11 protein-coding genes and 2 pseudogenes are annotated in these 13,544 nt (G+C 59.8%); 6 read left to right on the top strand and 7 right to left on the bottom strand.

The window, feature by feature from the left end; translation table 11 throughout:
- Positions 1-12: 12 nt before the first annotated feature.
- The 3 genes from NKK47_RS26505 to NKK47_RS26495 all read right to left on the bottom strand — a co-directional run bounded on the left by NKK47_RS26505 (position 13) and on the right by NKK47_RS26495 (position 3,936).
- Positions 13-1,266 (bottom strand): caspase family protein, encoded by a 1,254-nt coding sequence (locus tag NKK47_RS26505; protein ID WP_352578825.1) that lies wholly within the window; start codon positions 1,264-1,266, stop codon positions 13-15.
- Positions 1,267-1,276: 10 nt separating this feature from the next.
- A complete protein-coding gene (locus NKK47_RS26500; protein WP_352578824.1) occupies positions 1,277-2,386 on the bottom strand; it encodes an OmpA family protein in 1,110 nt (369 codons plus the stop codon).
- A gap of 467 nt (positions 2,387-2,853) precedes the next feature.
- Positions 2,854-3,936, bottom strand: a complete 1,083-nt coding sequence (locus NKK47_RS26495; RefSeq protein ID WP_352578823.1) for a sensor histidine kinase — start codon at positions 3,934-3,936, stop codon at positions 2,854-2,856.
- Positions 3,937-4,269: 333 nt separating this feature from the next.
- Between NKK47_RS26495 and eglC the strand changes: the two genes are divergently transcribed.
- The 4 genes from eglC (at position 4,270) to NKK47_RS35245 (ending at position 9,157) form a co-directional block, all read left to right on the top strand.
- Positions 4,270-5,661, top strand: a complete 1,392-nt coding sequence (eglC, locus tag NKK47_RS26490) for an endo-1,3-1,4-beta-glycanase EglC (protein ID WP_352578822.1) — start codon at positions 4,270-4,272, stop codon at positions 5,659-5,661.
- A gap of 103 nt (positions 5,662-5,764) precedes the next feature.
- Positions 5,765-7,510, top strand: coding sequence for a type I secretion system permease/ATPase (locus tag NKK47_RS26485; protein ID WP_352578821.1), 1,746 nt, complete (start codon positions 5,765-5,767; stop codon positions 7,508-7,510).
- A complete protein-coding gene (locus NKK47_RS26480) occupies positions 7,510-8,820 on the top strand; it encodes an HlyD family type I secretion periplasmic adaptor subunit (protein WP_352578820.1) in 1,311 nt (436 codons plus the stop codon). The genes NKK47_RS26485 and NKK47_RS26480 overlap by 1 nt, the downstream gene beginning before the upstream one ends.
- A 136-nt stretch (positions 8,821-8,956) precedes the next feature.
- Positions 8,957-9,157, top strand: a complete 201-nt coding sequence (locus NKK47_RS35245; protein ID WP_502905049.1) for a hypothetical protein — start codon at positions 8,957-8,959, stop codon at positions 9,155-9,157.
- A gap of 427 nt (positions 9,158-9,584) precedes the next feature.
- On the opposite strand, the gene NKK47_RS26470 is transcribed toward NKK47_RS35245, so the two are convergent.
- Positions 9,585-10,010 carry a YidB family protein gene (locus tag NKK47_RS26470; protein ID WP_352578819.1) on the bottom strand — a complete coding sequence of 142 codons (426 nt, stop codon included), beginning with the start codon at positions 10,008-10,010 and terminating at the stop codon, positions 9,585-9,587.
- Between the two features lie 996 nt (positions 10,011-11,006).
- On the opposite strand from NKK47_RS26470, the pseudogene istB reads away from it, so the two are divergent.
- Positions 11,007-11,564: pseudogene (gene istB, locus NKK47_RS26465) on the top strand (IS21-like element helper ATPase IstB); the annotation flags it as partial.
- 139 nt (positions 11,565-11,703) lie between these two features.
- A complete protein-coding gene (locus NKK47_RS26460; protein ID WP_352578818.1) occupies positions 11,704-11,886 on the top strand; it encodes a hypothetical protein in 183 nt (60 codons plus the stop codon).
- A 164-nt stretch (positions 11,887-12,050) separates the two neighbouring features.
- On the opposite strand, the gene xth is transcribed toward NKK47_RS26460, so the two are convergent.
- The 3 genes and pseudogenes from xth to NKK47_RS26445 all read right to left on the bottom strand — a co-directional run.
- Entirely contained in the window at positions 12,051-12,827 is a 777-nt protein-coding gene (gene xth, locus NKK47_RS26455) for an exodeoxyribonuclease III (RefSeq protein ID WP_352578817.1), read from the bottom strand.
- A gap of 123 nt (positions 12,828-12,950) precedes the next feature.
- Positions 12,951-13,133, bottom strand: a complete 183-nt coding sequence (locus NKK47_RS26450; protein ID WP_352578849.1) for a DUF3606 domain-containing protein — start codon at positions 13,131-13,133, stop codon at positions 12,951-12,953.
- An 84-nt stretch (positions 13,134-13,217) separates the two neighbouring features.
- Positions 13,218-13,431: pseudogene (locus tag NKK47_RS26445) on the bottom strand (transposase); the annotation flags it as partial.
- Between the last annotated feature and the right edge of the window lie 113 nt (positions 13,432-13,544).

Below are 13,544 nucleotides of genomic sequence, written 5' to 3'. Positions count from 1 at the left end.
AGGGCCCAGATCTCACTTGCAGCCGCCTTGCGCCCATTTGGCCAGCGCCACCTTGAAGCGTGTCCCAAGCGGATGTTGCAGGCGTAGAACGGAGACATCGTTGGCGGCGAAATTTTTCGCCTGTTCGCATAGCCGATCCTCACTCCACTCATGACAGCCGTTGCAGTGCTTGCCCTCCCACACCGCCTTGTCGAGCCCTTCCACGGGAGTGAAGAGTGGTTTGCCTGTGATCAGCTCGGCGATACTCTTGCCGTCGATTGCTGGATCTCCGAAATCGACAGGTTGGTCGAAAAAGATCGGCTCGTCCGAAGCCAGTCTCGGGATTTTCTGACGCAGCACATTGAGCGCAAGCTGGGCATCGTCAGCGCCAGACGGATTTGCGGCGGCGTTGCGCCCGCCCGAGGCGCCTAGCGATTGTTGCGGAGCGGTCGCCTCACCGACGATCAGTGGCGCGTTCAGATCCACCTCGTGCAGCACGACCTCGGTGGTGAGCGAGACATTGATCCACGGGCGCTGTTTGCCGGCCGTTGCTTTGAACACGTCGGCGGTAACCCTGTTCATTGCGTCGGTGATGGAGACGTTCGAGGCCCCGATATGGGCAAGCAGCGCCGACGTGAACGGCGAGTGTTCGCTCGATCCGTCATAGGCGACCTGATTGGGACTGGTGGAAAAGGCGACCAGCGTGCCAGCGCCGGCATTCTCGATCGGGATTTCGGCAAGGCCACTTCTCGCTCCCTTGACGCCTGCGGTCTTTGCCAACACCTCGGCCAAGGGATTGTCGCGACAGGCGTCGAGAAAAATCAGCCTTATGCTGGTCTCGCGCGACATTTGCCGCAAAACGAAATCCACCGGCACCGCTTCGAAGTCGAGCGAGGTCTCGTCTTCCAGTGCGGCATCGACCGGAAGCAGGTAGTTGCTGCCTGAAACCTGCAAGCCGTGGCCGGCGTAAAAGAAAAGGGCAATATCGGCGCCGCGAACCTGCTTTGCGAACTGCGCAATGGTCGTCTGGGTCTGCAATTTGGTCAGATCGAACCCGGAGACGACTTCAAAATCCAGGCTTTTGAGACGTTCGGCAACAGCCTGCGCGTCGTGTACCGGGTTGGTCAGCGCCGGCGCATGCTGATACTGGGAGTTGCCAAGGACCAGAGCAACACGACGTTCGGCGTTGGCCGCCGTCAAGGTCAACAACAGCGAGAGCATCACCAGCCCGACCGCGCCTAGGACACCAATAAACCAAGCAATCAGATCGAAGCCCCGCCGGAACAAAGGCCCTTCCTCAGTTGACGAGCTTGGTGGCGGAAAACTCTATCCGCCGATTGAGCGCCTTGTCCTTCGGCGTGTCGTTGCCAGCAACCGGCCGCTCCTCGCCATAACCGATCGCCGTGATCTGCGTGTGAGCAATACCTGCGGCAACAATGGCGTCAGCTACGGCCTGGGCCCTCCGCTCCGACAGGAGCTTGTTGCCGGCGGACGACCCATCGGAGTCGGTGTGGCCGGAAACCTCCACCTTCAGGCCCGGGCACTTGCCGACGACGCCAACGACCTCCTCCAGTAGCGGACGGCTTTGGGTGTCGAGCCGTGCGCTCGCCGGCCGAAAATAGATGGCTCCGGTGCGAGAGAGCACCTCGAACCGGTTGAGGCACTCCTCGTCGCTGAAGTTCGCCTTCGCAGCATCGGTGGCAACGGGCCCGACGTCGGCGGTGCTTGCCGCGACGGTCTGGACGGCCGCGGGCTTGCTGCCATCGGCGTTGAACACGAAATCGAACGATACCGAAGCGGTCGGAACAATGTTGGCCACATTGGCGGCCTGCTGCAGCTTGTCGACATTCGGCAGCAGTCCGAAGTCCTCGACATGCACGGCGACGGGGGCTTCCGAAGCGACGGAAACCATGCTGTCGCTGATCAAGGTCACGACGACATTGGCCTCGAGATCCTTGTCGACCCCGTGCAGGTTGAGGCGGAATGGAAGCACTGCCTTCATCCTTCGCTTCGTCGCAAGGTCGGCAAACGCCGCAGGGTCCACTTTTGCGGTCAGTTCGGCGGCCGGATACTTGAATGTCTCGAAGAAAAGGAACCGCATGCGGACGTTTCGAAGGTCGACGCCGGTATCGACTGAATTGAGGTCGAACATGATTTTGGCCTCACCCGTCGAAGAAAGGGTGCCGGCGATGTTCCTGATCTTGTTGGTTTCAACGATCGTGTTCTTCTTGACCGACTGGTAGGTGAGCACCGAAGCGGTTGGATCGAGTGTCCAGTTCGTCTGTGCATTCGCGCTTTCCAGTCCGGGTAAAAACAGCACCGACAGCGCGACCATGAAGCCGAAGATATTTGTGGCGAGCCAGCTTCCTGGCCTCGCTTTCCTGCAGGATGCAACGACTTCGAACATGGCCCCCTCCCCTGCCTAAAGCGACAGACCGAGCATCGATACCTTGCACTAAGCGATGCCGCCAGAGACCATAGAACACTTGCCCCCGCTTGGCGAGTATCTGTCCAATTGACCGCAAGGGGTGCAAATTCCGCTCAGGCGCGAGATGCGGAAGTCCAGCAAAATGGCGATGCACGAACGCTGCCTCCGCAGCAGCCCTTGTTGGCGGATATTGTAGCTTGCTGGAGAATATGTATTACGGCAGAACGCCACCTGCCGGCTTTTTTTAAGGCCGGTCACGCTAAACAAGCCTAACGAGCGAAACGCCCGCATACTTCATCCTGCTTCCCCCGCGGACGTACCTGCCGGCTCTTCGATGGAAGATTTCGATCGTAGAAGGAGGCCGTTTCAGGCTCGTCCGGGCCAGCACCTGCCCAAGGCCGCGGCATGAAGCCAGCTGTCAGCCTGGTATGTTCGACGGCAATTTTTCAGCTTGCTGCCGCCGATCGTTTGAAGATGATGGTCACCTTCGTCCCTTTGCCGGCGCTAGAGTCTACCGCGAACTGCGCCTTGGCGTTCTCGGTCAGCGAGCGCGCGATCAGCGCTCCGAGCTTGCCTGGCTTGGGCCACGTCTCGCCTTCCGGCAGGCCGATTCCGTCGTCCGCCACTATAACCCGGCAGCCGTCACCATTGACGATGCTGTGCAGCGTTATCGTGCCGCCGTCGCGTTCCCGGAACGCATGCTTTAGTGAATTGGTCAGCAATTCGTTCACGACCAGTCCCGCCGGCATGGCGACGTTTATTGACACGGGATATGTATCCACCTTCATATCCAGGCGGATCCCCTCGACTGCATGCGAACTCATCACCGCGGACGCGATCTGGCTGAGATAGACGCCAAGATCGACCTCCTCCTTCGGCTCGTCGGCCGTTAGCGTCTGGTAGAGGATCGCCAGAGCGTCGACGCGACCGGCGAGCCGCTCAAACCGTCTCCGGTCGGCCTCGGGCGCGTTGCGGCTTTCCAGCCGGATCAGTGCGGTGATCATCTGCAGGTTGTTCTTTACCCGGTGCTGCAGTTCGCGTAGCAGCGTGTCTTTCTCGCTGACACGCTCCTCCACCGAGCGCTCATCTCCCGCCTCGCCATGGGCCGATACGTCGACCAGCGCCACCAGCCGGAAGCACATCTTGCCGTTGTCGTCCTCGATCACGTTGGAATAAACGTCGACGATCGTGGGCTTATCCTCGTTGCGTTCCAGCCTGTAGGTGCCGACTAAATCGGTTTCCTCGACCACGGCCTCGGCAAGCGGCCGGTCCTTCTGCTCGTGGAGGCCTTTGCCCAAAAGGGCTGCCCAGTTTTCTCGTGTGAGCCTGGCGGCCACCAGGCCTGAGAGCTTCTCGAATTCGGGATTGGCGTAGACCACACGCTCCTCAGCGGCAAGGTCCGAAACGGCTATGGCGATCGGCACCTGGTCAAGGAATTTTTTGAACTGTTCGCTTTCCAGTGCGGTTGCAAGCTCAGGTGTATCGAGCAACTGCTCGACCGCCGCGGCCTTCTCTGAATCAGATGTCATTTGCGCGCCTGTTCCGTGCGTACAATATCAACAATGCAGCGCCCCCGCCATCGCCAAGGCTGCATTTCGCACCGCGTCATGCACCTGACAACAGGCCTTGCGTCGTGTGCAACGGCCATACGTCTAATATTGCGACCGGCCGAAGAGAGCGGCAAGCGCCGGGGTGCCACGCCTTGTGCCCTGAAGGGGTGAGGCGGCCCCGGGCAAGTGGCTGCGCTGCGTATTAAGCTTTTGGTAACTCTCCAAACTCGAAAGCTAAATGGTACTGGCTCCTTTTGCTCTCAATAGGTGTTAGGCCCGATATCGAGGCGAGAAAGAGGAGAAAGGACCAGAATGGCCTACGTACTGAACGGCAAAGGTGTTCCACTCCCCTACAGCGGATCCTCCGTAAAGTGGTATTCGGCGACGAATTCCGGCCCGACACTTTATGGCAGCATCTACAACGACTCAATGTACGCCGACGGTAGCGTCACCGTGACGATGTACGGCGGCAAGGGCGATGACATCTATTATCTGTATTCCTCCAAAAACAAGGCGGTCGAGCTGCCCAACGAGGGTGTCGACACCATCTCGACCTGGATGAGTTACAAGCTCCCAGCGAATTTCGAGAACCTGACGGTCACCGGCGACAAACACTATGCTTTCGGAAACGAGCTAAACAACATCATTACCGGCGGCTCCGGCCAACAGACGCTCGACGGTTTGCAGGGCGATGACGTTCTCAAGGGCGGATCCGGTGCGGACATTTTCGTCGTGACCCCCGGCAACGGCAGTGACCTGATCCTCGACTTTGGCGCCGATGATACCGCGCGCGTCGGGAGCTTCGGCTTCACCTCCTTCGAGGATGTGCACGCCAACATGGTCCAGTCGGGGGCGAACGTCAGACTTAACCTGTCCGATGACGAGTTTCTCGTTTTCGCCAATAAGACCATCGACCAGTTCACCCCAGGCCAGTTCGATCTGGCCCTGGACAGGTCGCATCTGGAACTCACCTTCTCGGACGAGTTCAACACGCTCGACCTGTGGAATGGCTCGAGCGGCACCTGGGACTCGAACTTCTGGTGGGGTGCCGCGAACGGCAGCTCGCTCACGAGCAACAAGGAGCTTCAATGGTATATCGACACCAACTACGCCCCGACGCGTTCCGTCAGCCCGTTCAGCGTTGAGGACGGTGTTCTCACGATTACCGCCGCCCGGGCTCCCGCGGCAATCCAGCCCTACATAAACGATTACAAATACACGTCTGGTTTGCTGACGACCTATGAGTCGTTCGCACAGACCTACGGCTATTTCGAAATTCGGGCTGACATGCCCGCAAAGCAAGGTGTATGGCCGGCCTTCTGGCTTCTCCCGGCTGACGGCTCCTGGCCACCGGAACTGGACGTCGTGGAAATGCTCGGTCAGGATCCAAACAAGCTCATTCTGACAAGCCACTCCAACGAGACGGGAACTCATACGACAGTGTCCTCGACGGCCTATGCCGCAGATACCGAAGGGTTCCACAATTACGGAGTGCTGTGGACAGAAGACGAACTCGTCTGGTATTTCGATGACGTCGAAGTTGCTCGTGCCGCAACGCCTTCCGATATGCACGACCCCATGTATATGCTGGTCGATCTGGCGGTTGGTGGCCTCGCGGGAGCGCCCGCCGACGGGCTTGCTACACCTGCGGAAATGCAGATCGACTACATCCACGCGTACGCGCTGAACGATTGGCATATCTAGGCGCAAAACCTGACGCTGGCTGCGGTATGGAGATGTCGTAACCAAGCCTGATTGCGGGCACGATCCTTGCGCCCGGGACTGAACTGGAACCGATGTGAAGGCGATGTCGCATTCCCATTCGTCCGAGCCGCCACGAACAACCCTCGCTGCGGTTTTGGCTTCTTTCCGCCGCGCCTTCGCTGGAATTGCCCTGATGAGCGGCGTCGTCAATGTTCTGGCGCTGACCGGCTCGTTCTTCATGCTGCAGGTCTATGATCGGGTCGTACCCGGCCGCAGTGTGCCGACGCTTGTCGGGCTTGCCGTATTTGCCGGCATGCTGTTCATTTTCCAAGGCGTTCTTGAGCTTATCCGGTCGCGGTTGCTTGTGCGCATCGGGATGGCTTTGGATGGGCGATTGAGCGGGCAAGTCTATACCGCCCTTATGCGTTTGCCGTTGCGCACCAAGCTCCCAGGCGACGGCCTTCAGTCGTTGCGGGATCTTGACCAGGTGCGTTCGTTTCTGTCGAGCACTGGCCCGACTGCGCTTTTCGACCTGCCCTGGATGCCGCTGTATCTGGCAATATGCTTCCTGTTCCATATCTGGATCGGCATGACGGCGCTGGCAGGCGCCATCCTTCTCTCGAGCCTGACTCTGCTTGCCGAAGTTCGCACCAGGGAGCCTGCGAAGAGGGCAAACAGCCAGGCGGCAGCGCGCAATAGCCTTGCTGAGGCGACGCGTCGCAATGCAGAGGCTCTGCAGGCGATGGGCTTTGGCGCGCGCATCGCCGAGCGCTGGTCAAGCGTCAACGCCGACTTTCTCAACACGAACGCAAGAGCCAGCGACCTGGCTGGGACGCTCGGCACGATCTCGAAGATCCTGCGCATGATGCTGCAGTCGGGTATACTGGCGATCGGCGCCTATCTGGTCATTCATCAAGAAGCGACAGCCGGTATTATGATCGCCAGTTCGATTATGATGAGCCGGGCGCTCGCACCGGTCGAACTGGCTATCGCCCACTGGAAGGGTTTCGTCAGTGCTCGCCAGGCATGGACCCGGCTGAGCCAGCTTTTGGCCCTGCTTCCTGAAATTGCCACGAGTGTCTCGCTGTCGGCACCTGTATCTGCTCTTGCGGTAGAAAGCATCTGTGTCACGCCACCCGGCGAGCGTCGTGTGGTTGTGCAGGATGTCGGGTTCGCGCTAGAAAGGGGTGCGGGCCTTGGCATTGTCGGACCGAGTGCGTCCGGAAAATCATCGCTTGTCCGAGCAATAGCCGGGATATGGCTTCCAGCCCGCGGGACCGTCAGGCTGGACGGAGCAACGCTCGACCAGTGGTTGCCACAAGAACTGGGCAACCATGTCGGCTATCTGCCGCAGGATGTGCAACTGTTCGATGGCACCATTGCCGAGAACATCGCACGCTTCGAACCTCAAGCCTCTTCGGACAAGATACTGGCGGCTGCGCGCGCGGCCGGCGTTCATGACCTTGTCGTCCATCTGCCGGAAGGCTACGAAACGCGGATCGGCGAGGCCGGGTCGGCGCTTTCGGCGGGCCAGCGACAGCGGGTTGCGCTCGCACGGGCACTCTATGGCGATCCGTTCCTCGTTATCTTGGACGAGCCCAATTCCAACCTCGATTCCGAAGGGGAGGCCGCGCTGGCGGCGGCAATTGAGGGCGTGCGGGCGCGAGGCGGCATTGCTGTCGTCGTCGCCCATCGGCCGAGCGCGCTTGCAAGCCTGGATCAGGTACTCGTCATGTCTAACGGCCGTGTCCAGGCGTTTGGCCCCAAGAACGAGGTCTTGAGCAAGGTAACCCGTTCGGGCGGCGTTCCCCTGAAGGTCGTCTCCGGCCCTGAGGAGGCGACACACTGATGACGCAACACGCGGCATCGGCGATCGACCGGACCATTCGACGCTATCTGTTCGGCGGCCTCGCGGTCTGCATGCTCCTGGTTGGTGGGGCGGGAAGCCTGGCCGCGGTCACGGAGCTTTCTGGAGCCGTCATTGCTTCGGGAAGGCTGGTCGTCGATTCCAGCGTTAAAAAGGTGCAGCATCCAACGGGTGGCGTGGTCGGTCAGATCCTCGTGCGAGAAGGCGACGCCGTGAAGGCGGGCCAGGTTTTGATCCGTCTCGATGAAACCGTGACCCGGGCCGATTTAGCCATGGTCACCAAGAGCTTGGACGAATTCGAGGCCCGTCTGGCCCGCCTCGAAGCCGAGCGCGATGGCACTGACACCATCGCCTTCCCATCTTCGCTGACGTCGCGGCAGGACGATCCTGAGATCCGGCGTGCGATGGCCGGCGAGCAGTCCTTGTTCGAATTTCGTCGCCAGGCACGCGCTGGCCAGAAGGCTCAGTTGAGAGAGCGCATTGCTCAGCTCAGCGAAGAAGTTTCCGGCCTGACCGAGCAAAGGGCTGCTAAAAGCCAGGAAATCAAGTTGATCGGGCTTGAGCTCGAGGGCATGCGCAAGCTCTGGGAACGCAAGCTGGTTTCAATCGATCGCATGACGACGCTTGAGCGTGACGCAGTCCGGCTTAACGGCGAACATGGGAAGCTGACTGCGTCCATAGCGCAATCGAAGGGTCATACATCCGAAATCCGTTTGCAGATCATTCAGATCGACCAGGATTTGCGCAGCGAGGTGGCAACCGAGCTCCGTGACGTCCAGGCAAAGCTCGCCGAGTTGGTCGAGCAAAAGGTCTCGGCCGAGGATCAGCTCAAGCGGATCGATATACGCAGCCCGCAGACTGGCGTCGTCCACCAGCTCGGCGTGCACACGGTCGGTGGCGTCATATCTGCGGGAGAGCTCATCATGCAGATTGTCCCTGTCACAGACGACCTGACCGTCGAGGCACGTGTGGCTCCGCAGGACATTGATCAGCTGATGCCAAGGCAGAGCGCAACCTTGCGATTTTCGGCCTTCAACCAGCGGATCACGCCAGAGCTGAATGGTGTCGTCAGTGAGATCTCCCCCGATCTCAGCATCGATGAGCGAAACGGCGCGAGCTTCTATACTGTGCGTGTCAGCCTGCCGCGCACAAAGCTTACAAGGCTGAAGGGCCTGACCTTGTCGCCCGGTATGCCTGTCGAGGTGTTCTTCTCGACCGGCAGCCGCACAATGCTGTCTTACCTCGTAAAACCTCTGGCAGATCAAATCCAACGGGCATTCAGGGAGGATTGAGTTCGCGTGACGGACTCGGCCATAACCCATGCCGTGCTTAGAGCGTGATGATTAGGTTGCGGCATACTCGGCCTCGGTGAAGGAGTTGGCGCATTCTTTGATGTGAGAGTGTCGTGGATTTTCCCGATGCTCGCAGATGGCGTCGGTGTTGCGTCTGGCGGCCGTTCTCAGCACGTGTTTGGTTTGGCGAGGAGCATCTCGATCGGATCAGGTCTGGCGAGTATTTCGGCAGGAAGAAGAGCTTGGCGCCGGCGTTGCTGACGGCGTGCCGGACGGCCTTGTCGATGACGACGACGTCGCCCGGCTGAGGGTCGGCAAGAGCACCTTCTCGACATAGAGCCGGAAGCCATTGATCGGCCCGTCTGTGAGCATGGGGCGGCGGCCCGGTCCACTGCGCCCGCCGACGCGCCAAGTCGGGCCGATCTTGCGCGCCCCCGCTGGATGATGACGAACGGCTATTCGACATCTTCTTCGTTGTCGCTCCAACCGACGGTTGGTGGACGCACTGCCGGTGAGAGCCTAAGGCTCCTGGACGGTACGCGCGCACCGGGCAAGCCCGCCCCCGCATCCCCCATGCATCCCCATGCCCGGTGCAAAGGCGCTCCGATCGGTCCCGCCGTCCTGGCATGTACGGCGGGACTTTTTGCCATAGGCCTTGGAACCCGCGGTGAAGGCCAGCAACTTCCCCCTCACACGATTGCTGCCAGGTCGGTGGCCCCGAAGCCGGCGTCTCCTAGTTTCAGCCTGCTTTGTCGCAGATGGCGCTAAGTACGGCCAGCTCCCGGTACCTCGTCCAAGAGATCTGGACCGTTACCCGCGGGCATCTGGCCGTCGGGCGTAAGCTTGTCCACCGCGTCGGGCAATTCTCTTGTAAGCCGGTCGAGAAGTTCCTCATGGGACAATCCGGTTTGCTCAGCCAGATCGCTCAATGTTTGCGGGTCGATTGCTTTCTCAACCTGATCGCGCTGAACGGGCCGGTTTGATCCTTTACTTACCCACGAATCAACCTGATCGCCCGCACCCGCATTTCTGAGACGGTCCAGGATGTCGCCGAGGCCGCCAGGGGAGCCAGCGCTAGCGTTGGGATCTGTCGATTTCCTACCAGCGATCAACTCGCCGATCTTGTCCCTATTCTTGTAGGCAAGCAGGCCAAGCAACGCTATGGCGACCTTTCCTATATCAAGGCTCATTTCGCATCTCCTTCTATAAGGAAGGGACAAGGCATGCGGGATTGAAAGGTTCCATGGTTATGCTGCTGGGCCGATATTCGATTCGGTTTTTAGCCGGACCATTGCGGCTTCTCGGCTCGTTCTGGCTACACTTCAGCATCCGTGCCTCCGCAGGGTCAGCTCGCAGCTCGCGTCGTCTCTCCGGAGGCGCGGGCTTTCTACATTCCGTCACCGATTGTGAGCGACACGCTCATTCAAAATCTTGCATTAGAAACTTGGAAGATAAGTGCAGCGGAAAACACTGTTGGCGCCATGGACAAGAACGATGGCGACACAATCGTCCTAGTTGGCTTCCGAGCCGCCTGCTCGGGGATCCGGTGATCCGAGCAGATAGGGCGACAAGGATTTCGAGAGAGAGACCGACGGCAAAATGGGTCGGACGATAGCGGTCACGAAAGCCAGGTGGGATTACAATCTGGGCGAGGAACAGGAAGAAGCTGACACCGCCCTCGACAGCCGACCAGCCGTGGTTCCGTTGCTCTGGTTGTGTATGTGCTCTCGATCTTGAGACTGATACGTAGGTGCTCGCTCCTTCGTAATTTCTATGTCGCCCGCTCACCTCCGGCTCGCGCTGCTCTTCAGTATTCACGCCTCGCGCAGCAATGATGCATAGTCGGTGCGATCATTTCGATCAGCTCGCGCGCCTGTGCCTGCGCAATGCCGGTTCATCGGCTAAAACTTGGACCTGCCCTCCTTCAGTCGCTCGCGAGCAAACGGAGCAAACTTGTCTTCTCCCATGTTGAAAACCTGTTTATGTCCGGCCCTTTGGAACCCAATGATTGGCAAAGCGGCTTGTTCCTTGAGCTGCCAGCGCCCAAAGGCTAACTCGGCTCATCGGGCTCGGAATTGTCGCGAGTAGCCGATCAATCGAGCGTAGCGGTTTGATAGGAACGGCCTGGCAGCCAATCGGGGGGTGACCAGCGGCCGCCTGGCGCTAACTAGCGGCAATTGGGTCGGCAGCCATCGCTGGATCAGGGACAGATCAGGGAGCTTGCGACCTGCCGCTGGATCGCCCACGGCGACACAGTCCTGTTCCTTGGCCCTCCGGGCACGGGCAAGACCCATCTTGCAGTGAGCCTTGGCCGCGAGGCAATCCGCCAGAATTACAACGTGCAGTTCGTCACGGCAGCCACGTTGGTGGCGATGTTGGCCAAGGCCCACAGCGACGGCTCGCTCGACAAGCAGTTGACGATCCTGTCACGGCCGAAATTGCTGATCATCGACGAGCTCGGATATCTTCCCTTCGAGGCCAATGCCGCCCACCTCTTCTTCCAACTGGTGTCCCGGCGCTACGAGAAGGGATCGATCCTGATTACCTCCAACCGTTCGGTGGGTGAATGGGGGAGCGTTTTTGGAGATCCCGTGGTGGCCACGGCAATCTTGGATCGCCTGCTTCACCATTCAACGGTGATCACCATCAGGGGGGACAGCTACAGGCTGCGCGAAAAGCGACGGTCCGGCCTTCTGCAGAATGTCGGCTCGGTGCCCGAAACAAACGAAACACCAAACCAATGAAGGGGGTCAGTTCTTCAGTTCGCCAAAGGGGTCAATTCCTGGATTCGTTTGACAGACATCGCGGTGTCGGATTATTTGCATGCAAACGAGTGTTGCGACGCTATCCTCCCTCCTCAACGTAAGATTCTGGGAGGAATGCATGACTCCGCATGAGCGACATGCCGTTGAAATCGTCAGAGACAAAGACTGGTCGGTTCGCGTGACGGTCAATGGCACCACGACCACCGTCCCTTTTACATCCGAGAGCTACGCGCGCTCGTTTGCAGATGGTCAGGCGTTCCGGCTGGGCGTTCAGGTGGCGGACCGTAAGAAGGCAGCCTAGCTGCGCGCCCGACGCGACCCGGCACAATATACTCGTCAAACGCCGCTTCGAGTTCGCTCGTGCAGGCGACATCGCCCGGCTGGACAACAGCTTCCCGGTCTGGAACGGCGCGCCAAGCCTGTCATTCGAGAGAATCCGGTTTAATCATCTGTGTTCCTCGCGGTTCAATAGAGCTTGATCCAGGCCGGCGCATGGTCGCTTGGCTTCTCCCAGCCGCGCATGTCGACATCCACGCCGGCACTGCGCAGCCGGTCGGAAAGGGAGGGGCTCACAAGGAGATGGTCCATTCGCAGGCCCGAACTCCGATCGTAGCCGCCCCAGTAGGAGAAATTCCAATAGGTGTAGATGCCCTTCTCCGGATGGATGCGCCGGACGGCATCGATCCAGCCACCTTCGAGCATTTTAGCATAGGCCTGCCGGCATTCCGGGAAATAGACCGCATCGCCCAGCCATCGCCTGGGCACCACGGCGTCGATTTGGGTTGGAACGACGTTATAGTCGCCGCAGAGAACACTGGGTGCCCCAACTTCGAGCAAGTGCTGGCCGTAGTTGATGAGACGATCGAACCAGCGCAGCTTGTAGTCGAACTTTGGGCCAGGCGCTGGATTGCCATTGGGCAGGTAGAGACAGCCCACAACGACCCCATCCACCTCGGCCTCGATATAGCGGCTGTGAGTGTCGTCAGGATCGCCAGGCAGGCCGCGTCGGCGTTCCACAGGTTCCATTCCTCGGGCCAGGATCGCCACACCGTTGTAGGATTTCTGGCCGTGCCAGATCGCGCCGTAACCCGCCTCTCTGATCGCATCGATAGGAAACTTGTCGTCCGACGTCTTCAATTCCTGCAGGCAAACGATGTCGTAGTCGCCTTCGCCTAAACACTTCAGGAGCACAGGCAGTCGGCCGTTGACGCCGTTCACATTGAAGGTAGCGATGCGAGTCATGTGCATGCCCCCTCGTGAGATATTTGCTGCAGTCGGCGCGCAGCGCGGAGTGGTGTTTCCCCCTGCGCTGAACCCTCAGCTCTTACTATCGTCAACTTAGCCGGCATCCTGTGCGGCCGAGGCTCACTTTTTGCCCAGCTTGTCTTCGACCTCCTTGCGACTGTTGCCGACCGACTTCACCGCCGACTTAACGTCACCTTTGCTGGCGCCGGTCTTGCCCGCCTCATATTTCACTTCATGCTGCTGCCCACCAGCGACCCTGGCACGGTCCTGATTGCGTCCACGTGTTGTTCCAGTGTTTGCCACTTCTTCCTCCAACGATTGTCGTTCCAGTGCCAACAACGCAGCCGGACTCTTCCGGTTCAATCCTTCGACACGTCCGAACGCGCCGCGGCGGATGAACTCGCCGGGATCGAGCGTCATGGTCCGGTACCGTTCTTTCCCGTTGCGGCGGTAGTCCTTGGGGCGGAAGGTCACGCCGGCCTCATCCAGCGCTGGAGATTGCGACGCCATGGGTGTAACGCGACAGATAGGCCAGCACGGCCTTGGGCCCGGCGAAGGGCGGCTTGGCACAGACGACACAGTTCTTCTTGCGCAGCGGCGCCCAGGAACGCTAGGCGACCCTCCCGCGAAGCGGGTCGTCTAATCGCTCGAGCGTCAAGGGGGTGAGTGCAAGGCTGTCGTCCTTTCTGTCGATTCTCGTTCGTCCGCATGCCG

Source organism: Mesorhizobium sp. M0019, assembly GCF_040323975.1.
Taxonomy (GTDB): domain Bacteria; phylum Pseudomonadota; class Alphaproteobacteria; order Rhizobiales; family Rhizobiaceae; genus Mesorhizobium.
This window is presented reverse-complemented; position numbering and strand designations above follow the sequence as displayed.